This window comes from Lacinutrix sp. MEBiC02595, from assembly GCF_053601555.1.
The window spans coordinates 412,589-437,181 of the sequence record NZ_JBSHNU010000222.1 but is presented as its reverse complement, the minus strand read 5'-3'; the positions used below and the strand labels follow the sequence as shown (position 1 = coordinate 437,181).

Sequence of the window (24,593 nt, the reverse complement as noted above, 5' to 3'; positions counted from 1 at the left end):
CGACTAATATTGAAAAAGTTAATCCTTTTATTTTTAATACTCTCTTTTTGTGAATTATCTGCTCAACAGCCAGAAAGTAATACTGATAGCTTACTCGTTGCTTATAAAAAACAAAATGAATTAACAAAATACGCAGAATTAGCACATGACATTTCACTATCATATAATAAAAAAGGAGACTTTAATAAAGCCCTTAAATATGGATTATTAGAAGTGAAATTCAAAAAACATCTCTCCTTAGTAAAACAAAAAAACAGCCTATTTAATTTAGGGCTGTTTTTTTTTAAAACCAATAATTACGCTAAATCTATAGAGGCATATAATAAAGTCATTGACAGCTTTAATATTGATGAACAAACATATATAGCTTACTCTCAAAATGCTAGAAACTATAAAGAATTAGGCGATTATTTTCAAGCTGTAAACTATTTTAAAAAAGGATTGGAAAACCCTAAAAAAATAGCAACCAAAAGACTACCTAGAATCTATTTAAACTTTATAATACTTAACAATAAAATTGGTAGCGATAAAAGCATCACAGAAAACAAAAGACTTCTTAAAATAGTAGACTCCTTAAGTACCATAACCACTTTGAATAGTGCCAGTATATACTCATTAAATAATGAATATGGTATATTTTACAAAAGTGATTTAAACTATAACTTTAACAAAAGCAAATACTATTATTTAAAAAATTTAAAAAAAGATTTAGAAAACGAGAACCAAGAAATGATTGCATCATCCTATAATAATCTTGGCGTTTTATACAATAAAGAAAAAAAAGACAGCGCTTTATTCTACATCAATAAAGGAATCGAATACGCAAAAAAAGACACAGATATATCAAGACTCTATATTAACAAAGCCGAATATTATTTTAATAAAGGAAAGACAAAGGAAACTTTAAAAATATTACAACAAGCATTACAGTTAACAGTACCGACCAAGATAGATAGTGCAATTATTTTTTCGCCAAACTTTAAAGCTCTTGCTTCTTCCAAAAACAAAACACTCTCCTTATTAATTTTAAAAGAAAAATCTAGATATATACTAGAAAACAAAGCACTATCTAAAGATAAAAAAATGCTTCAGGTTGCTTATGAGAGCATATCTCTAGCAGATAAACTTATAGATGTAATTAGAATGGAAAGTAATGAAAGTCAATCCAAATTACTTTGGCAAGAAGAAGCTTCAGAAACTTTTATGCTAGGTGTAAAAGCTTGCTTTAAACTCAACAAACCGGAAGAAGCATTTTATTTTATAGAAAAAAACAAAGCCTTATTATTACTTGAAAACATTAAACAAAACAGACTTCGATTGAGTTCTAAAATTCCTTCAGAAATCTTACAAAAAGAACAAGATTTTAAGAAAGATATTTTCGCCATAGAAAATGAATTAAATAAAAATTTCAACAAGGCATTAAAAGATGAATATCATAGTTTAAAAATTGAATACAATAGCTTTAAAGAATCTTTAGTTTCTACCTATCCAGAATATTATTCTTCTAAACAAACTATTGCAGTTACCACTATAGATGTTATTAAAAATAGTTTAGATGGAAATACTACCATACTAGAATATATAGTAAACAAAGAGGAAGGCTTCCTTTTAACCATCACTAAAAACAGTGTCAGACTTTTTAAATTAAACGATACAGAAAGCCTAGAAACAGAAATTAACAAATATCTAAAACTCTTACAAAAACCACTAAATACTTCAGAAGAACTTAAAAATTATAAAAAATTATCGCAGCAACTTTGTAGTTATTTATTCCCTTTTAAAGACATGGACATCTTAAAAAACAAATTAATAATAGTCTCCGATTACACCCTGCAGAATCTACCTTTTGAAAGTCTAAAAAAAGACAATAGATACTTGATTGAAGACTTTGAAATATCCTATACCTATTCCTTATCGTTTTTAGAAAAAAATAAAAAACTGAATCGAGATGCAAAACAAGAGCTTATAGCTTTTGCTCCAAAATCTTTTACTTATGACAACCTTAAAACCTTACCAAGAAGTGAGGATGAAGCAAAAACCATAAGCCAACTATTAAACGGAAAAGTATTCGTAGACACTTCTGCGAATAAAACCAATTTCTTTAAAGAAATTAATAAATATAAAATCATTCATTTAGCAACACACGCTAACGCTAATGATTCCATTTCCCCATGGATTGCATTTAAAAATAACAAACTATATCTAAACGAATTATACACCACAAAAAACCAAGCCGAATTAGTCGTTCTAAATGCATGTAATAGCTCTTTAGGAGAAATAAAATCTGGCGAAGGCGTCTTTAGTCTAGCACGTGGTTTCTTTTATTCTGGTGCCAATAGCGTAATCTCTTCGCTTTGGAATGTAAACGATAAATCTAATGCAGCAATAACGACTAGCTTTTATAAATATGTTAAAGATGGCAAAACAAAAAGCGCTTCGTTAAGGCAAGCTAAATTAGATTATTTACATTCCCATTCTTTAAGTGAAACTTCCCCTTATTATTGGTCTACATTAATTTTAATTGGTGATAATTCCGCAATTTATTCCGGCAATAACACACTGTATTACATTATTTTAAGTGTTTTTCTATTCATATTCTTATTTTTTATTCTAAAAAAATTAAAAATCGTGGGTAACAAGTCCTAGAGTTATGGAACAATTAAGAAAACAACTAATTCTTAATTATTTTGAAAGACACTTTATCCTTTTTAGTACAATCACTTCTTCAAAAAAATAAAATTAAAATAGATGGAGACGAATTAGATTTTCAAATACAAAGCCATCCTTCTTATCCTAGTTTACATGCAATAACCGGAGTGTTAAGTCATTTTGATATTGAGAATGCTGCTATTAGAGTTCCTATAGATAAAGAAACTCTAGAACAATTACCGAATAGTTTTATCGCACAAATAAAACGTAATGAGGTTACCGATTTTGCGTTAGTTGTAAAAAAAGGTAAGAAATACAAAACCATATCTAGTAATAAAGAAAACGAAACCATTTCTGAAATCCCTTTTTTAGAGCAGTTTACAGGCATTATAGTCGCTATAGAAAAAGACGAAACAAAAACTACAAGTCAAGAAAGTACTGCCAATATTCAAAAGCTATTATTTGCTATTTCCTTAGTATTATTTGGCATCTTATTTTTCATTTCAAATCCAAGCTTAAGTGCATCCCTATATTTTATTTTATCCTTAATAGGAATTGGAGTTAGCCTTTTAATCGTTCAGCATGACTTGGGATTGAGCTCTAAAATAATAGAGAGCATTTGCTCCCAGGAAAGTAAAACAACAAATTGTAATGCGGTTTTAAACTCTAAAGGAGCAACACTTTATAAAGACATAAAATTAAGCGATATCAGCCTTATTTATTTTGTGGCTATTAGTATTTCTTCTCTTTTACTAAGCATAACAAACACCACTTTAAATGCATTATATATTATAAGTTTAGCTGCTACTCCAATAATTATATACTCCGTTTACTATCAAATAAAAACAGCTAAAAATTGGTGTGTACTTTGCCTAGCTATCGCTTCCGTTTTGGCCTTGCAAGCTTCCGTTTTCTTTTTTACACCATCTAATTTTAATGCATTCCGTATGGAAACCGCTTTATTAATAGGGTTCTCCTTTATTATAATAGCGTCTATCTGGTTGTTTATTAATTCCAAATTAAAGCAAGAGCAAGCCTTTAAAAAGTTAAGAATAGCATCCAATAAATTTAAAAGAAATTTTGATTTATTCAATACACTACTACAACAATCGGAAACCATAAATCCTGTAATTGAGAATACTTCTGAAATAATTTTAGGAAATAAAAATGCTCCTTTAAACATTACGATAATCACAAACCCTTTTTGCGGACATTGTAAAAGCGTGCATAATTTAGTAGAAACTATTTTAAGATCACATCACAATGAAGTAAACATTACGGTTCGATTCAACATAAATACAAGTAACGTAGAAAGTAATGGTGTATTAGTTTCTAGCAGGTTATTAGAATTATTTCATATCGAAGGCGAACTAAAATGCTTAGAGGCAATGCATGACATTTACAATAACGCAGATGCAACATCCTGGTTAACAACATGGAAAAAACCTGACAATGTGAATATTTATAGAGAAATCCTGGAAACAGAAAATAATTGGTGTTTAGATAACAACATCAATTTTACACCAGAAATATTAATTAATGGCAAGTCATTTCCAAAAGCGTATGACAGAAGTGATTTAATCTATTTTATAGAAGACCTAAACGAGTCTTGCACTATAAACACATCTCAATTACAAGAAACACTATAAAACAGCAAAACCCTTAATGAAAAGGGTTTTGCGTTTAGAACAATATTCTCTCGCGAAGAATAGACACAAACTGTGAGTGTCTTTAATGTTCACGGCAAATATAATTTATTAAATATTTTTATTATGAAAAATTTAAAAAACTTAGGAAAAGCTTTATCTAAAGCGGAACAAAAAGTTGTTTTTGGTGGAATTCCTGATGGAACTTGGTTGCCACCTGGAGGAGGAGGAGCACAGCCTACATGTACAGTACACTCTCAATGTCCAACGGGACAATGTTGTGGACGTTGGGACAACCATTGTCATCCACAAAACAATAACCAAGGATTATGTGATGGCCGTGATGATGCATTTGGCCCTGGACCTAAAGGAGGTCCTTCTTTACCATAAGTTTTAATAAACTTATGAACTCACTTAAACGGGATAGTTTAAAATTATCCCGTTTAAATAAAAACAATCTTCTATTATTTAAAGCACAACAAATTTAGTAAAACAATAACTATCATTTATTCTGATAATTAATGCCAAAATTCCCTACATACAAACAAACAGAATCGAAAGACTGCGGCCCAACATGCTTAAAAATTATAGCCAAGCATTATGGTAAGAATTTATCTATAGCACAAATTAGAGAAATAAGTGAAACTACCAGAGAAGGCAGTAACTTACTTAATTTAAGTGATGCTAGCGAGACTATTGGCTTTAGAAGTTTGGGAGTAAAATTAACTTTAGAAGAATTAAAAAAAGCACCACTACCATGTATTTTACATTGGAACAAAGATCATTATGTGGTTTTATATAAAATTAAAAAAGACACCTTCTATATCTCAGATCCTGGACATGGATTAATAACCTATACCAAAGAAGAATTTTTAAAATTCTGGATTGGAAATAACGCAAAAGAAACCACACAAGATGGTATTGCATTATTGCTCGACCCAACTCCAAAATTTTACACCAATGATTTTGAAGAAGATGAAGAACAAAAATTTAACTTCACCTATCTATCCAAATACCTATACAAGTATAAAAGCTTTATTATTCAGCTATGTATTGGTTTACTAGCGGCAAGTTTATTGCAGTTAGTGGTACCGTTTTTAACCCAAAGCGTTGTAGATGTTGGTATAGAAAATGGAGACCTCAACTTTATCTATCTTATTTTATTTGCCCAAATTGCTTTATTTATTGGTAGAACGGGAATAGAGATTGTTAGAAGTTGGATTTTACTGCATGTCAGCGCTAGAATAAACATCTCGTTAATCTCTGATTTCTTTATCAAATTAATGCTACTTCCTATCTCCTATTTCGATGTGAAAATGACAGGAGATTTATTACAGCGTATTAACGACCATAAACGTATTGAACAAATACTAACAACCTCATCATTAAACGTACTATTTTCTATGGTAAATTTTATAGTATTCAGTTTTGTACTATGTTACTATAGCATTCAAATTTTTACTATTTTTTTAGTTGGTAGTTTTCTTTATTTTCTATGGATTAAAATCTTCCTAAAAAAACGTGCAACTCTAGACTACAAACGTTTTTCTGCAATGAGTCAGGAACAAAGCACGGTTATCGAGCTTATAAATGGTATGCAAGATATTAAACTGCATAATGCCGAAAAACAAAAACGCTGGGCTTGGGAACATACACAAGCAAGACTATTTAAAGTATCCATAAAAAGTTTAGCATTAGAGCAAACCCAAAGTGTTGGTTCTTCTTTTATCAACGAATTAAAAAATATTTTCATAACTATTTTATCTGCCAAACTAGTAATAGATGGTGAGATAACGCTAGGTATGATGCTTGCTATTTCATACATCGTCGGACAATTAAATTCTCCGGTGCAGCAACTAATCAATTTTGTAAGAGAACTACAAGATGCTAAGATTTCATTAGACCGTTTAAGCGAAATCCATAATATGGATAATGAAGAAATCGATCCGCAAAACAAAATTCATGACGTTCCAAAAAGTGGTTCTATTTCTATTAAAGAGGTAACCTTTTCTTACACAGGGACAGATATTGAAGTTTTAAAAGATTTAAACTTGAATATTCCCGCGAACAAAACCACCGCTATTGTTGGTACCAGCGGAAGCGGAAAAACCACATTAATGAAATTACTTTTAGGATACTACAAACCTAACGACGGTGATATTTTAATCAATCAATTTTCATTACAAAACATCTCTCAAAAATCATGGAGAGATCATTATGGTGTGGTGATGCAAGAAGGCTATATTTTTAATGACACCATTGCTAATAACATTGCCATTGGAGAGGACACTGTAGACAAAAAAAGATTAGCACACGCTATAGACGTTGCTAACATTAGAGAATATATAGAATCGCTACCTCTTTCTTATAACACTAAAATTGGAGCAGAAGGAACAGGTTTGAGTACCGGACAAAAACAACGTTTATTTATTGCTAGAGCGGTATATAAAAATCCGGATTACTTGTTTTTTGACGAAGCAACTTCTGCTTTAGACGCGAATAATGAAAAAGTAATTATGGAAAACTTGGATACTTTTTTTCAAGACAAAACCGTAGTCGTGATTGCGCACCGATTAAGTACAGTTAAAAATGCACACCAAATTGTAGTTTTAGATAATGGGAAAATAGTAGAAATAGGAAACCATAAAGAGCTCGTAGCAAAAAAAGGAAACTATTATAACCTAGTTAAAAACCAATTGGAATTAGGAAACTAAACAATACCGACCTTTAATAAGTCCTTTCTCTTTGGGAAGGATTTAGAAAGGAACAAAAACATTCTCTCGCGAGGAATAGACATAAACCTGGAGTGTCTTTAAATGATCGAGGCAAACTTAATTTACACATATTTTTATTATGAAAAATTTAAAAAACTTAGGAAAAGCTTTAACTAAAGCAGAACAACAAACTATTAATGGTGGAACGAGAAAACGTTGTTGGACAGGAAGTTCATGTAGAATAGTAAGCACAAGTTGTTTGGAAATGCAATGTCAACCAGATTATACTGACCCAATTTTCTAATTAGACTTTAAGAGAGTAAAATTTTAATATTCTACTCTCTTATTTACTATCATTTATAATAAAACATGTCAAAAAAACTAGAAGAAATAGAATTACGAAGCGAACAAGTACAAGACATATTATCTTATGTGCCACATTGGATGATACGTTATGGTAACCTCCTGTTTTTAGGTTTAATCCTTTTGTTCTTTAGTTTAAGTTGGCTTATAAAATATCCAGATGTAATTGCTACCGAAGTATTATTAACTACCAAAATACCACCAGAAAAGCTAATTGCACAAAGTACAGGTAAACTAGAAACCATTTTAATAGAAGACAACGACTTGGTTCTTACCAATAGCCCTTTAGCTATTATAGAAAACACCTCAAACTTTGAAGATGTTTACAAATTAAAAGCCATTATAGATACTATAAAGGTGAATACCAAATCCTTTACTTTTCCTGTAGATGAATTACCTGTTTTATTTTTAGGAGATATCGATACACAATATGCTTTATTTGAAAACAGCTACCTGCAATATACATTAAACAAAGATTTAAAACCTTTCTCTAATGAAGCATTGGCTAACAAAAATTCTATTTCCGAATTACACAGAAGACTTCAAAATGCGAACCAACAATTAGCTTTACATCGTTCGGAATTAAGTCTAAAAAAAATAGACTTAGAACGCAACAAAACATTATTTAATAAAGGCGTAATCTCCAAATTAGATTTAGATCAAAAACAAATAGAATATCATCAAGCAGTTGGTAACATAAAAAGCTTTGAATCTTCCATTTCTCAAATCCGAGAATCTATTAGTAATGGAAACAAATCTTCTAAAGGCACAGAAATAAATAGAACCAAAGAAGAGATGATGCTACTAAAAAGTGTCATTCAATCTTTCAAGCAACTTAAAAAAGCTGTTAAAGACTGGGAAACACAATATGTATTAAAATCGAATACTAATGGAAAAGTAGCATTTTCTAATTACTGGAGAACGAACCAAACCGTAAATCAAAATGATCTAATATTTACTATTATCCCAACAGAAAGCTCCACATTTATTGCTAAGCTAAAAACACCAGCGACCAACTCTGGAAAACTAAAAGTAGGACAAAGCGTCCATATTAAATTAGAGAACTATCCGGAAGCGGAGTTTGGAACCTTACAAGCCAAAGTAAATCGCATCTCACTAGTCCCTGATAAAGATGGTTTCTATTTAGTATTAGCCGAATTGCCAGAAAATTTAATAACCTCGTATAAAAAACCAATAGACTTCAAACAAGAAATGTCAGGTACTGCAGAAATCATAACAGAAGACTTGCGTTTAATGGACCGGTTTTTCTACCAAATAAAAGACATATTTAAATAAAACATACTCTATCGCGAGGAATAGACACAAACCTTGAGTGTCTTTAAATGATCGACGCAAAATTAATTTATAATCTTTATATTATGAAAAATTTATTAAATTTAGGTAAGCCTTTAACAAAAGAGGCACAGAAATCTATTTTAGGAGGTACATACCCTGCAACTGTATGTAAAGCAACCTGTAATGATGGTAGTATTGTAACAGTAGCAAGTTGTTCTGTACAAGGGTGTGGTGAAGATTCTGGTGGTGCGAAAAGTTGTAGTTGTGGTCACGCTGGACCTTTAGGTTAAATTCTCTAGTAGTAGCTAATACTTATATTTTAAATTTAGCCATCTTATTTATTGAGGTGGCTTTATTTTAAATAACATTGGTTTATTTTAAATAAAAACACTATTAATTACTATGAAAAAAAACGAAAAATCAACATTTTTTTTATTACTGATTACAATTCTTGTTGGATTTTTAAATTGTAAGCAAAAAACAGAAATATCAAAAAAAGAAAGCATAGCAAAATCAGTTTTTTTATTTCCGGAACAAACTAGTGACACTATAATAAAATCGGTACTACTAGATGAAACTAATGTTGAGTATACCAATAAACCATTTTTACTAAAATCTAAAAAAGAAAATTTAAACTTAAGTTTCAATCTAAAAACCCCAAGGCTATTTAGGTTTTATAGTTTTGAACCTATGTCCAATCCATTCATAATTTATGTTACACCAGGAGACACAATTAGTTATAGATTAGAAAAACAAGTAATTGTTTTTAAAGGTACTAATGCAGCACACTATAATTTTTTTAAAGAACTTTATGATTTAAAGTTTGAGTATATTAAATATGATGAGAAATTAGGTGTTTTAGATTTTAAGAAAATCAAAAAAAAAGAATATCAAAAAAGATTAGATTTTTTAGAGCAATATGTAAATAATAAACAAACTTCTATTTCTTTTTATAAAAAAATAAAAGAAGTTTTAAGATTTCAATATCTAAGTGGGATAATGAATACAAACATATTCCCTAAAGGAACAATAACTAATTATACAGAATACCTTGAAGATATAACTATTGAACTGTTTAAAAGAAATGATCAAGATGATAATTTGTATTTTCAGTTAGCTTTAACCAACTATCTTAAAATTATAACAGAAAATAATAATAATTCAAAAGAAGCATTAGAATATCAATTAGACTTAATTAATCAAAATTTAAAAGGTAAAACTAAAGAATATGCTATTACAAAAATGATTTTTGAATTTAATAATCATTTAAATATTAAAGATATAAACTATCTAAAAGATAAAATAAAGTTCTATTTACCCCAAATAAATGTAGAAGATTATAGAGTTGTAATAAATAGAATTTTTAACCAAATAAATAAAATTAACAACTCCTTAAGTGATGAAATCTTTAATTCAATTGTATTGGACATAGATGGAAACAATATTACTTTTAAAGATGTTTTAAATAAACAAGGAGACAGAATTAAAATTATTGCTTTTTGGGCAAGTTGGTGCGCACCATGTATAAAGGACATTAAAGAAAGTTACTTATACAGACAAAGGTTAATTAAAGAAAAAAATGTAGAATTTCTTTATTTTTCAATAGATGAAAAACAAGATAATTGGAGAAAAAAAGTAAGTGAATTAAAAAGGTTTGGAATGAACAAAGATCAATACCTAATTACGGACAAAAATAATGCAGCTATAAAAACTTTTTTTAATTTTAACACTATTCCACATTATGCAATTCTAGATAATAAAAACAATGTGTTTCTAATAAACTCTCCTTCTCCAAGTGATACTTTAGAACTTAATGCTATTATAAAAAAGATTGATTCATTGAATATTATACAATGAATTTATTTTATTGAAGAATTGCGTTAAAATAGTTAAACACAATAAAGTTAGCATCAACTGTTTAAAATATTCTCTCGCGAGAAATAGACGCAAACCTGGAGTGTCTTTAAATGATCTAGGCAAATCTAATTTACAAATATTTTTATTATGAAAAATTTAAAAAACTTAGGAAAGGCTTTAACTAAAGCAGAACAAAAAGAAGTTAATGGAGGAAGAGGTATTGAATGTATCGAATGGAATCTTAATCACACTGTTTGTTTAAGATGGGGTTTATACTGGGTATAGATCTTACGTAACAAGGTATCAAAATACACTAAAAAGAGTCAATTAACAATTGGCTCTTTTTTCTGAATAATAGACATCATTAGAAGTAGCGTTTGAGGTCTCTATCTTAACTCAAGCATCATTTTTTTAAACTACCTATAAATCAATGGTTAGAATAACCAAAAAAAGCCTTTCCAAACGGAAAGGCTTTTTTATTATATAATTCTATAATCTTACTTCAAACTAGCTAAACTAGATTTTAAAGTTTCAATTTTAGCCAAAGCATCTGCTTCCTTTTTTCTCTCGGAAGCAATAACCTGTTCTGGCGCACCAGCAACAAAACGCTCATTAGATAATTTCTTCTGTGCTATTTTTAAAGAACCCTCGGTATACTCCAATTCTTTTGTTAACTTAATAATCTCAGCCTCCACATCAATGGCACCATCCATTGGGATAAAATACTCGTTAGATTTTACTCGAAACGTAAGCGCTCCTTCTACAGCTTCATTTACATATGCTATAGCTTCTAAGTTTCCGAGTTTTGCAATAACTTCATCAAATGTAGTATCTGAATTTTCATTATTAATTACCGAAAAACCAATGGCATCTTTAAATGCAATATTCTTTTCTTTTCTAACGGTTCGTATTCCCGAAATTACTTCCGAAGCAAATTCAAACTGCGTAATAATCTCCTTGTTTATTGGTTTCGCTTCTGGCCATTTTGCAATGATTAAGGCTTCTTCTGGAGTTCTTTCTGCAATATATTGCCAGATATCTTCCGTTAAGAAAGGCATAAATGGATGTAATATTTTTAAGTTATCCTCAAAAGCAGCCATTACTTGTTTATACGTTACTGCATCAATTGGTTGTTGGTATGCTGGTTTAACAATCTCTAATAACCATCCGCAGAAATCATCATAAATCAACTTATAAATAGACATTAAAGCATCGCTTAAACGGTATTTACTAAAGTGATCTTCAATTTCTACTAAGGCCGTTTGAAACTTTGCTTCGTACCAATCTAAAGCAATTTTACTCGAGTTTGGTTGCGCAATAGTTTCACTAACCTCCCAAATATTGGTAAGGTTAAATGCATTCCAGATTTTATTTCCAAATCCTTTTCCTTGTTGGCAAAGTGCTTCATCAAACATCAAATCGTTTCCTGCAGCACTACTAAATAGCATTCCAACACGAACGCCATCTGCGCTATATTCTTCAATTAGTTTTAAAGCGTCTGGTGAGTTCCCTAAAGATTTACTCATTTTACGACGTTGTTTATCACGAACCAATCCTGTTAAGTACACGTTTTGAAACGGTTTTTCATCTTTATACTCGTAACCCGCAATAATCATACGTGCTACCCAAAAGAATAAAATATCTGGTCCAGTTACTAAATCGTTAGTTGGATAGTAATATTTTATGTCTTCGTTTTCCGGATTTCTAATTCCGTCAAAAACAGACATTGGCCATAGCCATGAACTAAACCATGTATCTAGAGCATCGGTATCTTGACGTAAGTCACTAGTTGTTAGTTGCTGGTTTTTGGTTACTAGTTTTGCTTTCTCTAACGCTAATTCGATAGTTTCTGCAACTACAAAATCTTCTTTTCCGTCACCATAAAAATACGCAGGAATTTGTTGTCCCCAAAGTAACTGACGAGAGATATTCCAATCGCGAATATTCTCCATCCAGTGACGATATGTATTTTCAAATTTCTTTGGAAATAATTTAATCTCGGCATCTTCTCCTAAAACAGCTTCAATAGCTGGCTTTGCCAACTCTTCCATTTTTAAGAACCATTGATCACTTAATCTTGGTTCAATAACTGCTTTTGTTCTTTCTGAAGTTCCTACTTTATTCATATGTGTTTCAGTCTTCACTAAAGCACCTATTTTTTCTAATTCTTTGGTTACTGATTTTCTAGCGACAAAACGATCTTGACCTTCAAATTGCAATCCGAAACTATTTAAAGTCGCATCTTCATGAAAGATATCGATAACTTCCAGTTTGTGCTTATCTCCAAGGTTTTTATCATTTTCATCATGTGCCGGAGTTACTTTTAAGCAACCTGTTCCAAATTCAATATCTACATAGGCATCTTCAATAATTGGGATGACACGATTACAAATTGGCACAATCGCTTTTTTCCCACGTAAGTGAGCAAAGCGTTCGTCTTCTGGATGGATACAAATTGCAGTATCTCCAAAAATAGTTTCCGGACGTGTAGTTGCGATAGTTAATGTATCGTCGCTTCCTTCAATTTTGTAGTTGATATAATAAAGATTCCCTTGACGTTCTTCATGAATTACTTCTTCGTCTGAAAGTGTTGTTTTTGCTTCTGGATCCCAGTTAACCATTCGGTAACCTCTATAAATCAATCCTTTTTCGTGTAAATCCACAAAAACTTTAATTACTGCTTCAGACATATCGTCGTCCATGGTAAACTTCGTTCTGTCCCAATCACAAGAACACCCTAATTTTTTAAGTTGTTCTAAGATTACACCTCCGTATTCTTCGGTCCATTCCCAAGCATGCGCTAAAAACTCTTCTCTTGTTAAATCGTTTTTATCTATTCCTTGTTCCTTTAATTTAGCAACCACCTTTGCTTCTGTAGCAATAGATGCATGATCTGTTCCAGGAACCCAACATGCATTTTTACCCAACAAACGTGCGCGACGTATAAGAACATCTTGAATAGTATTGTTAAGCATGTGTCCCATGTGTAAAACTCCAGTTACGTTTGGTGGCGGAATTACAATGGTATATGGTTCTCTGTCGTCTGGTGTGGAATGAAAATATTTATGTTCTGTCCAGTAGCTGTACCACTTACTTTCTACACTATTTGCATCATATTTTGATGGAATGTTCATACTTTGGAATAGTTTTTGAATAATATTATGCAAAAGTACTTATAATTTATATTTTGAAAAATATTAATGCTGTTTAATGTACCCTTAACAATAAAGTTTATGTTAAGATTTGTGCATTACATCCATTATTTTTGTAGAATGACTGAAAAGTAAGTAGATTTACAATAGAATTAAAGACAAAAATAACACAAGTGATTAGCAATCAACTAAATGTGTTTTAAAATAAAAATAATTTAAATTAAAAAATGATGAAACAAATACTTACAATTTTATTTATCGGAATATTTAGTTTTTCAATGACTGCCCAAGAAAAAATGGCGAAAATTGAATTTAAAGCAACGACAGTAGATTATGGTACGATAGAAAAAGGTGCGGATGGCGTTAGAACTTTTGAGTTTACTAATACTGGAAACGCGCCACTTATTATCTCTAAAGTATCTTCTAGTTGTGGTTGTACAGTACCATCTAGCCCTAAAGACCCAATTATGCCTGGAGCTACTGGAGAAATACAAGTAAAGTATGACACAAAACGTGTTATGCCTATTAGAAAAACAATTACCGTTCTTTCTAATGCAGAAACACCAACTGTAGCGCTAAAAATTAAAGGAGAAGTTATTGATCCTAGCAAAACAAGTGTTCTTGAAAAAAGACAGAAAAGTGTAATAGAAAATTAATTTTCTTACAATAATTATAATTTCAAAAGGTTGTTTACGCATTAGTAAACAGCCTTTTTTGTTAAAACAAACTTTCTAATTTAAACTGAAAGTCTAATTCCGCGCCAAACCTATCCACCTTCAGTTTTATATGCTTACCATCTTTATCATAAAAATATTGCGTCATTTGTTGTAGTGTAAAATTATAGGTTTCCTTTCCATTTATTCTAAAAATGATATCACCAACTTGTAGTCCTGCTTTTTCTGCTGGCGAGTCTTTACGCAACTCTACGATTGTAAATGCAGGTTTAACGGAAAGTTTATAATTCGTATCAAAAACAATTCTAGTACCTTGACCATTATCTAAACTACTAGTGTTTTCTTGGTTTTTAATGATATTAGAAAAATCTTTTTCTCGTACTAATCGAATACCACTTTGCTCTAACTCAATGCCGCTTTTATTATAACTAAAAGCTTCTTTAAAATATTTATTTTTTTTTAGCTGCATAGAAGCTTTTTTATAATTAAAAATAATATGGAATCTTTTTAAAACATCACCAGCAATACTACCATTTCTATCTTTATGGTTTTTTGCAAACGAAATTGAAGTAGCTTCCGGAAAAGCAACATTTGCATTTTTTAGAATAAATCTATTAATAGCAAAAGCTTCTATTTTAGCACGTTTTCCATATACGCTTCCGCTTAATCCGTGTCCCAAAAAATCTATAAAACTATTATCATGTGCGTTTATACCTAAGGAAGCATCTTCAAATAACCAAAGAGAATCACTTCCGCCAGAATCTATTAATAATTTAACCGGGATTTTCACATCTTCGATAGTAACTTGTGCGTTTATATACGGTTTTTTATTATAAAAATACAAAGGCAGATACTCACACTTTTTACATTTTTTAGACCTATACGTTTCATTTTCATGAATCTTAATGATTTTTGACGCGTAGTTTATTTTCACAACTAGATCTTTAAAAAAATCATATCCTATAATACCATGAATAGGGATTCCTAATTTTGGCGCAAAATCTAATTTAGAATTATAAACCACATACAGGTCTTGGTCTATATTAATTGCCTCCCCAATTTCTATTAAATTATTTCTAGATCGTAATGCTTCTACCGATTCTCCTTCCCCTAAACCTCGAATTACTATTTTTTCGGCATTATTAATTTTTAAGGTTTCATTTATATTATAAATATTAAAAAGAATAGGCTTACTCACTCCTGTATCCAATATAAAAGAAAGCGTTACCCCATTAATTTTTACAGGAATTACAATTAAATTATTAATTAATTTAAACTTTATTTTATCTCTTTTCTTTTTATTTTGAATTACGAAAGTGCCTTGAGAAAAACCCAAAAAGGAGAAACTAAATAGAAATAGAAAAGTAAAGGCTATTTTTTTCATAAGATCAAAAAAATACTTCTCCATCAATTTACAAATCTTTCTTCTTAAATCTGTATTTAGTACTACTTTTTAAAAAAAATTCGATATAATTTTCGCAACTTTGTATCTCAAATATTTATAAAATGCCAGCAATTTCAAAAAAAGGGCAATTAATGCCACAATCACCTATTAGAAAACTAGTTCCATTTGCTGAAGAAGCTACAAAAAATGGAAAATCTATATATTATTTAAACATTGGCCAACCAGATATTAAGACTCCGAAAATAGCATTAGATGCTGTAAAATCGATTTCTTTAGAAGTATTAGCGTACTCCAGATCGGAAGGCTCTGAACAATACCGAAACAAAATAGCGAACTACTATGCTAAAAATGATATTCATGTAAAACATGATGATATTATTGTAACTACAGGAGGAAGTGAAGCGTTGCTTTTTGCCTTTGGAAGCATTATGGATGTGGATGATGAAATTATTATTCCAGAACCATTTTACGCAAATTATAATGGTTTCTCCACTTCTTCTGGAGTAAAAGTGGTTCCTGTTATATCTAAAATTGAAGATAACTTTGCTTTACCTCCAATTGAAGAGTTCGAAAAACTTATTACTCCAAGAACCAAAGCAATCTTAATTTGTAACCCAGGAAATCCTACAGGGTATTTATATTCTAAAGAAGAAATTAAAAAACTTGCTGCTATAGTAAAAAAGCACGATTTGTTTTTAATCGCGGATGAAGTATATAGAGAGTTTGCCTATGATGGTAATACCCATTACTCTATCATGCAAGAAGAAGGATTAGAAGAAAATGCAATCATGATTGATTCTGTATCTAAAAGATATAGTATGTGTGGTGCAAGAATTGGTTGTTTGGTTTCTAAAAACAAAGAAGTAATACAAACGGCACTAAAATTCGCACAAGCAAGACTAAGTCCGCCAACACTAGCGCAAATTGCAAGTGAGGCTGCTTTAGATACGCCTCAAAGTTATTTTGATGATGTTATTGAAGAATATGTAGAAAGACGTAACGTACTTATTACCGAATTACAAAAAATAGAAGGGGTTCAAGTAGCAAAACCGAAAGGTGCCTTTTATTGTATTGCACAATTACCTATTAAAAATAGTGATGCTTTTGCGCAATGGCTTTTAGAAGATTTTGACTTAAATGGAGAAACCGTTATGGTAGCTCCTGCTGGCGGATTTTATTCTACTCCTGGAGTTGGCTTAAACCAAATACGTATTGCTTATGTGCTTAATAAAGAAAGCCTTGTGAAAGCGGTACATATTCTTAAAGAAGCTCTTAAAGTTTATAAAGACTAGTGCAAATACAACATAACATATCTTTAAAAGAACACAACACTTTTGGCATAGATGCAAAAGCAAAACATTTTGTATCTATAAATTCTATAGAAAGTTTAAAAAGCGTGCTTCAACTGCCAGAATATCCTGAAAGGTTTATTCTTGGTGGTGGAAGCAATATGCTACTTACTCAAGACGTGCAGGCATTAGTAATGCATATTAACTTAAAAGGAATAGAAATTGTTTCGCAGGAGGACACCTCTGTCCTAGTAAAAGCACAAGCTGGTGAAAATTGGCATGCGTTTGTACTTTGGTGTTTGCAAAATAATTTTGGAGGTATAGAAAATCTTTCCTTAATTCCTGGTAATGTGGGTACTGCTCCAATTCAAAACATTGGTGCTTACGGTGTCGAGTTAAAAGATGCATTTATTTCTTGCGAAGCCTTGGAAATAGGAACACGAAAAACCAAAATTTTCACAAAATCCGAATGTCATTTTGACTATAGAAATTCCGTTTTTAAACAAGAATTAAAAGGAAAATATATCATTACAAGTGTTCTTTTTAAATTAACCAAAAACAGCCATACCCTTCGCACCAATTACGGAGCAATTTCTACGCAACTAGAAATAATGAACGTAGAGAAACCAACCATTCAAGATGTTTCTAAAGCGGTTATTGCAATTCGCGAAAGCAAGTTACCAAACCCCAAAGAAATTGGGAATAGCGGAAGTTTTTTTAAAAACCCCGTGATTTCATTAAAGGATTTTGAAAGTTTAAAACAAAATTTCCCTGAAATACCAAACTATCCTGTTACCAACACATCTGTTAAAATACCTGCAGGTTGGCTTATAGAAAAAGCGGGCTTTAAAGGAAAACGTTTTGGCAATTATGGTGTACATGAAAAGCAAGCATTAGTTTTGGTGAATTATAATAATGCTAAAGGAATTGAAATATTAAAACTATCTCAAGTAATACAAGAAACAATAAAGCGTATATTTAATATATCAATAGAAGCCGAAGTAAATATTATTTAAATCTAAAATAAATCTATAACTTTGATTTCCTATAAGTTAGTTCAACACTAAACAAAAATATCTTTTGAGTACACCAATAGAGCAACAAATAGTTAGTTTACTAGAACAAGGCGACAAAAAAGCCATTACTTTGTTGTACCAAAATTACTCAGACACGCTACTTGGTGTGATTTCTAAAGTCATCGCAGACCAAGATTTAGCGCAAGATGCATTGCAAGAAACCTTTATAAAAGTTTGGAAAAAAGCCCAAACTTACGATGCTAAAAAAGCAAAACTTTTTACTTGGCTATACCGAATTGCGTACAATACAGCAATTGATAAAATAAGATCGGTATCAAATAAACAAAGTAAAGAAGTCCAAATTGAAAATTCTAACGTATATAAACTAACAAGCAACAGCTTGAATCAAGACGTTATTGATATTAAAACACATCTAAAAACAATAGATGGAAAATATCAAATAGTAATTAATGCCCTGTTTTTTGAAGGCATGACACAACAAGAAGCAAGTGATGAATTGAATATTCCACTTGGTACCGTAAAATCAAGATTAAAAATTGGATTACGTGAATTAAAAAAGATTTACGATCCAGAACCAAAAAGTAATGAATGATAAAATAATTACATTTTTAAATTCAGATCTATTAGACAAATATTTAGTAGGCAACGCCAGTACAGAGGAATCTGAAATGGTAGAAGCTTATATTGCCAAATACCCTGAAGTTAAGAATGCCTACAACACTTTACAGCACAACCTTGAGATTGTTGCTAAAAGTAATGCCATGGAAGCGCCAGAACATATATTAGACAATATACTTTCTGCGCTTGACGAAAAACCAGTTATTGCACTACCAACTGCGCCAAAACAAAAAACCTGGTATAAGTTTAGTGTAGCCGCAAGTATAACTGCCTTAATTTTTGCAGGTTCTACCTTCATGTTTTACATGAATAATCAAGAACTATTACGCGAAAATCAAGTTATAGCAGATGAGATTTTTGATCTACGTAGCGACATAGACCAAAACAATCTAATGCTAAGTGATATTATGCTACAATTTAAACAGCTTAACAATCCGGAAACACAAAAGTATATTATAAAAGGAAACGCAAGAGCTAAAAACTTGAAAACGGTTGCATATATAAACCCTATAGATAAAACATCGATGATAGATGTGGTTTCTTTACCGCAATTGCCAGAAGAACAATGCTACCAAATTTGGGCCGAAGTACAAGACAAAATGGTTAGTTTAGGTATATTAAACGAAACAGATAGTCAACTTATACCTTTACCATACACAGAAAATGCTTTAGGCTTAAATATAACAATCGAACCAAAAGGAGGAAATGAAAATGCTTCGGTTGAAAAATCTGTTGCAGAAATTAGCTTAAAAAAGTAAATTACTTCCATATAATAATCACTAGCCTCGTTTTAAAAAGCGAGGCTTTTTTAGTATATCCATTTCCTAAAAAGTAGTATCTTTGTAGAAATTATTAACAACAATACACAAATGAAACTACTAGCAATTACATTAGTACTTTTAGGTTTAGCAATCGCTGGAATAGCAATAAAAATTTGGGCAAAAAAAGACGGGAAATTTGCCGGTACTTGTGCTAGCCAAAACCCTATGTTAAATAAAGACGGAGAATCTTGCGGCTTTTGCGGAAAAACTCCTGAGCAATACCAAGATTGTAGCGAACCTCAACATTCTTAAAAGTACATGGTTCTACTGAATATTACCTTCTACGCTTTTATAGCTGTAGTATTTATTCAAATTATATATTATCTTTTCTTATTTTCAAAATTTGCTTTTTTAAACCCGAAGAAAAAACCACAAAAAAAAAATGCGGTTTCTATTCTTATTTGTGCTAAAAATGAAGCCGATAATTTAAAGAAATTTCTTCCATATATATTAAATCAAGATTATCCAGATTTTGAAGTTGTTTTAATTAACGACAACTCTCACGATGATACGCTAGACATCATGGAAGCCTTTGCCGCAAAACACAACAATATCAAAATTGTAAATGTAATACCTACCGAAGCTTTTTATGGCAATAAAAAATACGCATTAACACTTGGTATAAAAGCATCAAAAAACGAACTTTTGCTTTTTACAGATGCAGATTGTAAACCAAATTCTAAATACTGGTTACAAGAAATAAGCGCACACTTTAACAACACAAAAAGTATTGTTTTAGGTTACGGAGCGTACGCTAAAATTAAAAGTTCTTTTTTAAATAAACTCATACGATTTGAAACTTTATTAACCGCTTTACAATATTTTTCTTATGCCCAATCTGGAATACCTTTTATGGGAGTTGGTAGAAATTTAGCGTATAAAAAGGAAGAATTTTTTAAAGCAAATGGTTTTATAAACCACATGCAAATTCGTTCTGGTGATGATGATTTATTTATAAATCAAGTGGCAACAAAGAAAAACACAAGCATCTGTTTTACAAAAGAGAGTTTTACTATTTCTAATCCGAAAACAACTTTTAAAGATTGGATTTTACAGAAAAGAAGACATGTTTCTACTGCCAAACATTATAAGCCAATACACAAAGTGCTACTTGCTATTTTTTATATTTCACAATTTTCATTTTATGCTTTGGCCATTATATTACTTATATCGACGTATTCTTGGCAAATAGTTTTGCCTTTATTCATCTTAAGATTCCTTATTTTTTATATAGTGTTTGGTAAAACCTCAAAAAAACTAGACGAAAAAGACCTTATTATTTTTCTTCCTTTTTTAGAGATTTTTTTAATTGGCATGCAATTAACTATATTTATAACCAATCTTATTGCAAAACCGAAATATTGGAAATAGAAGAAGCTATACTACAAGCAAAAAAAAACGAACAGAAGGCCTTTAATTTTTTATTAAATACTTTTTGGGATGACGTATATGGTTTTCAGTTAAAACGTATTCAAAATGAAAACGATGCAGAAGATGTTACCATTCAAACCTTTTCTAGAGCTTTCGATAAAATAGATACCTATAAGTCGGAATACAAGTTTAAAACCTGGCTGATTACCATTTCGAAAAACATTCATATCGATTTATTACGAAAAGAAAAACGTTCCATTTCTACTGAAATATCTAAAGATGATGAAGATTCTATTTTTCAAATTTTAGACGAAACCCCTTCCGTAGAAGACAAACTTATTACAGAGCAAAATTTAGCCAAACTACTTCGTGATATTAAAAAACTAAAACCACATTACCAAGAAGTTATTAACCTTCGCTATTTTCAAGAGTTAAGCTACAAAGAAATATCGACCAAGCTAGACGAACCTATAAACAACGTCAAGGTAAAACTCTTACGTGCCAAAAAACTATTAGCAGAGATTATTCAGAAAAAATAATGACACAGCTTTTAAAAAAATTTGGTCCTGGACTATTATTTGCTGGAGCTGCCATTGGCGTTTCACATTTAGTACAATCTACAAGAGCAGGAGCAGATTTTGGATTAGGTTTACTTTGGGCATTATTACTGGTAAATTTAATTAAATACCCTTTTTTTCAATTTGGCCCTCGTTACGCATCGGCTACAGGAGAAAGTCTTTTAGATGGCTATAAAAAACTCGGCAAAGGTGTTTTAATCTTTTATTTTATTCTCAATATAGCCACTATGTTTACCATACAAGCTGCCGTAACTATCGTTAGTGCGGGTTTAGCGACTACACTTTTTGGAGATTTTATTGATATTAAAACATGGACTATTCTAATCCTAGGTGTTTGCCTAATTATTCTATTTCTAGGAAAATACAAGTTACTAGATACGTTAATGAAAATCATCATTATTACACTTACCATAAGTACACTTATCGCAGTTTCCTTTGCTTTCTCTAAACATAATGACAGCTTAATACTCACCCAAATACTTCCAAAAAACAGTATAGAAATAGCTTTCCTCATTGCTTTTATGGGCTGGATGCCCGCACCGTTAGACATTGCTGTTTGGCAATCTTTATGGACTATTGAAAAACAAAAAGGCACTAAATATTATACACCAAAATCGGCATTATTAGATTTTAACGTTGGCTACATTGTTGCTATATTTTTAGGTATTGGTTTCTTATTACTAGGTTATTTAGTAATGCATAATAGCGGAGAAACCTTTAGTGCTTCTGCCGCAGTTTTTTCAAATCAGCTAATAGAAATGTACACAAAAAACCTTGGTCGCTGGTCTTATGTTTTAATTGGCATTGCTGCCTTTACCACCATGTTTAGTACTACACTAACCACATTAGATGCATCCCCAAGAGCAATGTCTAAAACGGTGGAGCTATTAACCAATAAAACCCATAGTAAAGGATATCTATTTTGGATCCTTTTTCTAGTTATTGGTAGTATTTTAATCTTTTTTTATTTTGCTTCAGAAATGGGTTTATTAATAAAAATAGCGACCATATTATCTTTTTTAACGGCTCCTTTTTACGCCATAATAAATTACATACTTATTAGCGGAAAACATACTCCAAAAGAATGGCGACCTACAAAAACACTACACGCATTAAGCATATTGGGCATTTTGTTTTTAATAGGTTTTAGTATTTGGTATCTCACCATTCTATAAAGGCTTTTTTAATAGAATACTTTGTATCTTTGTACTTAGAAATTACAAAGTAAATGAATACAGATACTGCTTCAAATATAATTCCAGAACGTATAGCAAAACCTAAATGGCTTCGTGTAAAGTTACCAACAGGTAAGAAATACACAGAACTTCGTGGTTTAGTAGATAAATATAAACTGAATACTATTTGCGCTTCCGGAAGCTGCCCAAATATGGGAGAGTGCTGGGGAGAAGGCACAGCAACCTTTATGATTCTTGGTAACGTTTGCACACGATCTTGTGGTTTTTGTGGTGTAAAAACAGGAAGACCGGAAACGGTAGACTGGGATGAACCAGAAAAAGTAGCTCGCTCTATTAAAATAATGAATATCAAGCATGCCGTTTTAACAAGTGTAGATCGTGATGACCTAAAAGATATGGGAAGCATTATGTGGAGTGAAACCGTGAAAGCTGTCCGCAGAATGAATCCGGAAACGACAATAGAAACACTTATTCCAGATTTTCAAGGTATAGAATTACATATAGACAGAATAATAGATGTTGCGCCAGAAGTGGTTTCCCATAATATTGAAACTGTTAGACGCTTAACTCGAGAAGTGCGTATTCAAGCAAAATATGACAGAAGTTTAGGCGTTTTAAAATACCTAAAGCAACAAGGACAAAGACGTACAAAATCTGGTATTATGTTAGGTCTTGGTGAAATGCGTGAAGAAGTTATAGAAACATTACATGATTTAAGAGCTAATGATGTAGATGTAGTTACTATTGGCCAATATTTGCAACCAAGCAAAAAACATTTACCAGTAAAACAATTTATTACTCCAGATCAGTTTGAAGAATATAAAGAAATTGGTTTAGGTCTTGGTTTTCGCCATGTAGAAAGTAGCGCATTGGTGCGTTCCTCTTACAAAGCACAAAAACATATTAACTAATGATTCATGTTGCAATAAACGGATTTGGAAGAATTGGCAGACGTGTTTTCAGATTACTTCAAAACAACCCAAACATTCAAGTCGTTGCTATAAATGATTTAGCAGACGCAAGAACACTTAGTCATCTACTAAAGTATGATAGCATTCATGGTATTTTTCATGAAGATATTTCTTGTACCGAAGATCATATTATAGTGAACAATAAAAACATTCCTTTACTAAATAAGCAAAAACTAGAAGATATTAATTGGAAACCTTTTAATATCGATTTTGTTATTGAAGCCACAGGAAAATTTAAAACCGAAGCATCCCTAAACCTTCATATTAAAAATGGAGCAAAACGCGTTATATTAACTGTTCCTCCTATTGATGATGCCATCAAGCTAATCGTTTTAGGTGTAAATGAATCTATTCTAGATGGTACCGAAAAAATAATATCTAACGCATCTTGCACAACCAACAATGCCGCACCAATGCTTGCCATAATGCAAGAACTTTGCGGTATTAAGCAGGCATATATTACAACAGTACACTCGTACACTACAGACCAAAGTTTACACGATCAACCACATAGAGATTTACGTCGTGCAAGAGCTGCTGGTCAATCTATTGTACCAACAACTACTGGAGCGGCAAAGGCTCTCACCAAAATATTTCCAGATTTAGCCAATGTAATTGGTGGTTGTGGCATAAGAGTTCCTGTAGCTAATGGCTCACTTACAGACATCACTTTAAATGTAGAGAGAAATGTAACCATCGAGGAGATCAATAATGCCTTTAAAAAAGCTTCACAAAATAAATACAAAGGTATATTAGAGTATACCGAAGACCCTATAGTTTCTATTGATATAGTAGGTAATACACATTCTTGTATATTTGACGCACAAATGACTTCGACCATAGGAAATATGGTGAAAATTATAGGTTGGTATGATAATGAGACAGGTTATTCTAGCAGATTAATCGACTTAATTAGCGATTTATCGGTAAAAAGTTAACTTTTATCGAATAAATAT

The 24,593-nt window shown here is 31.2% G+C and carries 22 protein-coding genes; 20 read left to right on the top strand and 2 right to left on the bottom strand.

Going from position 1 to position 24,593, the window contains the following annotated elements:
• Positions 1 to 9: 9 nt before the first annotated feature.
• The 9 genes from ACVCZW_RS11755 to ACVCZW_RS11715 all read left to right on the top strand — a co-directional run bounded on the left by ACVCZW_RS11755 (position 10) and on the right by ACVCZW_RS11715 (position 10,810).
• Positions 10 to 2,646 carry a CHAT domain-containing protein gene (locus tag ACVCZW_RS11755; protein WP_452232505.1) on the top strand — a complete coding sequence of 879 codons (2,637 nt, stop codon included), beginning with the start codon at positions 10 to 12 and terminating at the stop codon, positions 2,644 to 2,646.
• Positions 2,647 to 2,687: 41 nt separating this feature from the next.
• Positions 2,688 to 4,298, top strand: coding sequence for a vitamin K epoxide reductase family protein (locus ACVCZW_RS11750; RefSeq protein WP_452232504.1), 1,611 nt, complete (start codon positions 2,688 to 2,690; stop codon positions 4,296 to 4,298).
• Positions 4,299 to 4,421: 123 nt separating this feature from the next.
• Positions 4,422 to 4,685, top strand: a complete 264-nt coding sequence (locus ACVCZW_RS11745) for a hypothetical protein (protein ID WP_452232503.1) — start codon at positions 4,422 to 4,424, stop codon at positions 4,683 to 4,685.
• Between the two features lie 131 nt (positions 4,686 to 4,816).
• Entirely contained in the window at positions 4,817 to 7,009 is a 2,193-nt protein-coding gene (locus ACVCZW_RS11740; protein WP_452232502.1) for a peptidase domain-containing ABC transporter, read from the top strand.
• A gap of 139 nt (positions 7,010 to 7,148) precedes the next feature.
• On the top strand, positions 7,149 to 7,313 hold the full coding sequence (locus tag ACVCZW_RS11735; protein WP_452232501.1) for a hypothetical protein: 165 nt from the start codon (positions 7,149 to 7,151) through the stop codon (positions 7,311 to 7,313).
• A gap of 65 nt (positions 7,314 to 7,378) precedes the next feature.
• On the top strand, positions 7,379 to 8,668 hold the full coding sequence (locus ACVCZW_RS11730) for an HlyD family secretion protein (protein ID WP_452232500.1): 1,290 nt from the start codon (positions 7,379 to 7,381) through the stop codon (positions 8,666 to 8,668).
• Between the two features lie 83 nt (positions 8,669 to 8,751).
• Positions 8,752 to 8,958, top strand: a complete 207-nt coding sequence (locus ACVCZW_RS11725; protein WP_452228603.1) for a hypothetical protein — start codon at positions 8,752 to 8,754, stop codon at positions 8,956 to 8,958.
• Positions 8,959 to 9,070: 112 nt separating this feature from the next.
• Positions 9,071 to 10,525 carry a TlpA family protein disulfide reductase gene (locus tag ACVCZW_RS11720; RefSeq protein WP_452232499.1) on the top strand — a complete coding sequence of 485 codons (1,455 nt, stop codon included), beginning with the start codon at positions 9,071 to 9,073 and terminating at the stop codon, positions 10,523 to 10,525.
• A 147-nt stretch (positions 10,526 to 10,672) separates the two neighbouring features.
• Positions 10,673 to 10,810, top strand: coding sequence for a hypothetical protein (locus tag ACVCZW_RS11715; RefSeq protein WP_452228601.1), 138 nt, complete (start codon positions 10,673 to 10,675; stop codon positions 10,808 to 10,810).
• Between the two features lie 212 nt (positions 10,811 to 11,022).
• Here ACVCZW_RS11715 and ACVCZW_RS11710 read toward each other — a convergent pair whose 3' ends face one another.
• On the bottom strand, positions 11,023 to 13,659 hold the full coding sequence (locus ACVCZW_RS11710; protein WP_452232498.1) for a valine--tRNA ligase: 2,637 nt from the start codon (positions 13,657 to 13,659) through the stop codon (positions 11,023 to 11,025).
• A gap of 248 nt (positions 13,660 to 13,907) precedes the next feature.
• Between ACVCZW_RS11710 and ACVCZW_RS11705 the strand changes: the two genes are divergently transcribed.
• The gene (locus ACVCZW_RS11705) at positions 13,908 to 14,333 is read left to right on the top strand and encodes a DUF1573 domain-containing protein (RefSeq protein WP_452228757.1); all 426 of its coding nucleotides are present in this window, start codon (positions 13,908 to 13,910) and stop codon (positions 14,331 to 14,333) included.
• Between the two features lie 61 nt (positions 14,334 to 14,394).
• On the opposite strand, the gene ACVCZW_RS11700 is transcribed toward ACVCZW_RS11705, so the two are convergent.
• Positions 14,395 to 15,735: an aspartyl protease family protein gene (locus ACVCZW_RS11700; RefSeq protein WP_452228599.1), complete on the bottom strand. Its 1,341-nt coding sequence runs from the start codon at positions 15,733 to 15,735 to the stop codon at positions 14,395 to 14,397.
• A 122-nt stretch (positions 15,736 to 15,857) separates the two neighbouring features.
• Between ACVCZW_RS11700 and ACVCZW_RS11695 the strand changes: the two genes are divergently transcribed.
• The 10 genes from ACVCZW_RS11695 (at position 15,858) to gap (ending at position 24,575) form a co-directional block, all read left to right on the top strand.
• Positions 15,858 to 17,048, top strand: coding sequence for a pyridoxal phosphate-dependent aminotransferase (locus tag ACVCZW_RS11695; RefSeq protein ID WP_452228598.1), 1,191 nt, complete (start codon positions 15,858 to 15,860; stop codon positions 17,046 to 17,048).
• Complete coding sequence (murB, locus tag ACVCZW_RS11690) at positions 17,048 to 18,061, top strand: UDP-N-acetylmuramate dehydrogenase (protein ID WP_452228597.1); 1,014 nt, start codon at positions 17,048 to 17,050, stop codon at positions 18,059 to 18,061. The genes ACVCZW_RS11695 and murB overlap by 1 nt, the downstream gene beginning before the upstream one ends.
• Positions 18,062 to 18,125: 64 nt before the next feature.
• On the top strand, positions 18,126 to 18,674 hold the full coding sequence (locus ACVCZW_RS11685; RefSeq protein ID WP_452228596.1) for an RNA polymerase sigma factor: 549 nt from the start codon (positions 18,126 to 18,128) through the stop codon (positions 18,672 to 18,674).
• On the top strand, positions 18,667 to 19,458 hold the full coding sequence (locus ACVCZW_RS11680) for an anti-sigma factor (protein WP_452228595.1): 792 nt from the start codon (positions 18,667 to 18,669) through the stop codon (positions 19,456 to 19,458). Before ACVCZW_RS11685 ends, ACVCZW_RS11680 begins: the two co-directional genes overlap by 8 nt.
• A 111-nt stretch (positions 19,459 to 19,569) precedes the next feature.
• The gene (locus ACVCZW_RS11675; protein WP_452228594.1) at positions 19,570 to 19,773 is read left to right on the top strand and encodes a membrane or secreted protein; all 204 of its coding nucleotides are present in this window, start codon (positions 19,570 to 19,572) and stop codon (positions 19,771 to 19,773) included.
• A gap of 6 nt (positions 19,774 to 19,779) precedes the next feature.
• The gene (locus ACVCZW_RS11670; RefSeq protein ID WP_452228593.1) at positions 19,780 to 20,892 is read left to right on the top strand and encodes a glycosyltransferase; all 1,113 of its coding nucleotides are present in this window, start codon (positions 19,780 to 19,782) and stop codon (positions 20,890 to 20,892) included.
• On the top strand, positions 20,883 to 21,431 hold the full coding sequence (locus ACVCZW_RS11665) for an RNA polymerase sigma factor (RefSeq protein ID WP_452228592.1): 549 nt from the start codon (positions 20,883 to 20,885) through the stop codon (positions 21,429 to 21,431). Before ACVCZW_RS11670 ends, ACVCZW_RS11665 begins: the two co-directional genes overlap by 10 nt.
• On the top strand, positions 21,431 to 22,645 hold the full coding sequence (locus tag ACVCZW_RS11660; RefSeq protein WP_452228591.1) for an Nramp family divalent metal transporter: 1,215 nt from the start codon (positions 21,431 to 21,433) through the stop codon (positions 22,643 to 22,645). The genes ACVCZW_RS11665 and ACVCZW_RS11660 overlap by 1 nt, the downstream gene beginning before the upstream one ends.
• 53 nt (positions 22,646 to 22,698) lie before the next feature.
• Positions 22,699 to 23,577, top strand: coding sequence for a lipoyl synthase (gene lipA, locus ACVCZW_RS11655; protein ID WP_452228590.1), 879 nt, complete (start codon positions 22,699 to 22,701; stop codon positions 23,575 to 23,577).
• Positions 23,577 to 24,575, top strand: a complete 999-nt coding sequence (gene gap, locus ACVCZW_RS11650; RefSeq protein ID WP_452232497.1) for a type I glyceraldehyde-3-phosphate dehydrogenase — start codon at positions 23,577 to 23,579, stop codon at positions 24,573 to 24,575. The genes lipA and gap overlap by 1 nt, the downstream gene beginning before the upstream one ends.
• Positions 24,576 to 24,593: the final 18 nt, after the last annotated feature.

Excerpts from the sequence above, each read along its gene's own strand:
- ACVCZW_RS11745 (WP_452232503.1), top strand. The coding sequence starts at position 4,422 with ATGAAAAATTTAAAAAACTTAGGAAAAGCTTTATCTAAAGCGGAACAA.
- ACVCZW_RS11740 (WP_452232502.1), top strand. The coding sequence starts at position 4,817 with ATGCCAAAATTCCCTACATACAAACAAACAGAATCGAAAGACTGCGGC.
- ACVCZW_RS11735 (WP_452232501.1), top strand. The coding sequence starts at position 7,149 with ATGAAAAATTTAAAAAACTTAGGAAAAGCTTTAACTAAAGCAGAACAA.
- ACVCZW_RS11730 (WP_452232500.1), top strand. The coding sequence starts at position 7,379 with ATGTCAAAAAAACTAGAAGAAATAGAATTACGAAGCGAACAAGTACAA.
- ACVCZW_RS11725 (WP_452228603.1), top strand. The coding sequence starts at position 8,752 with ATGAAAAATTTATTAAATTTAGGTAAGCCTTTAACAAAAGAGGCACAG.
- ACVCZW_RS11720 (WP_452232499.1), top strand. The coding sequence starts at position 9,071 with ATGAAAAAAAACGAAAAATCAACATTTTTTTTATTACTGATTACAATT.
- ACVCZW_RS11715 (WP_452228601.1), top strand. The coding sequence starts at position 10,673 with ATGAAAAATTTAAAAAACTTAGGAAAGGCTTTAACTAAAGCAGAACAA.
- ACVCZW_RS11710 (WP_452232498.1), bottom strand. The coding sequence starts at position 13,659 with ATGAACATTCCATCAAAATATGATGCAAATAGTGTAGAAAGTAAGTGG.
- ACVCZW_RS11705 (WP_452228757.1), top strand. The coding sequence starts at position 13,908 with ATGAAACAAATACTTACAATTTTATTTATCGGAATATTTAGTTTTTCA.
- ACVCZW_RS11700 (WP_452228599.1), bottom strand. The coding sequence starts at position 15,735 with ATGAAAAAAATAGCCTTTACTTTTCTATTTCTATTTAGTTTCTCCTTT.
- ACVCZW_RS11695 (WP_452228598.1), top strand. The coding sequence starts at position 15,858 with ATGCCAGCAATTTCAAAAAAAGGGCAATTAATGCCACAATCACCTATT.
- ACVCZW_RS11680 (WP_452228595.1), top strand. The coding sequence starts at position 18,667 with ATGAATGATAAAATAATTACATTTTTAAATTCAGATCTATTAGACAAA.
- ACVCZW_RS11675 (WP_452228594.1), top strand. The coding sequence starts at position 19,570 with ATGAAACTACTAGCAATTACATTAGTACTTTTAGGTTTAGCAATCGCT.
- ACVCZW_RS11670 (WP_452228593.1), top strand. The coding sequence starts at position 19,780 with ATGGTTCTACTGAATATTACCTTCTACGCTTTTATAGCTGTAGTATTT.
- ACVCZW_RS11660 (WP_452228591.1), top strand. The coding sequence starts at position 21,431 with ATGACACAGCTTTTAAAAAAATTTGGTCCTGGACTATTATTTGCTGGA.
- lipA (WP_452228590.1), top strand. The coding sequence starts at position 22,699 with ATGAATACAGATACTGCTTCAAATATAATTCCAGAACGTATAGCAAAA.
- gap (WP_452232497.1), top strand. The coding sequence starts at position 23,577 with ATGATTCATGTTGCAATAAACGGATTTGGAAGAATTGGCAGACGTGTT.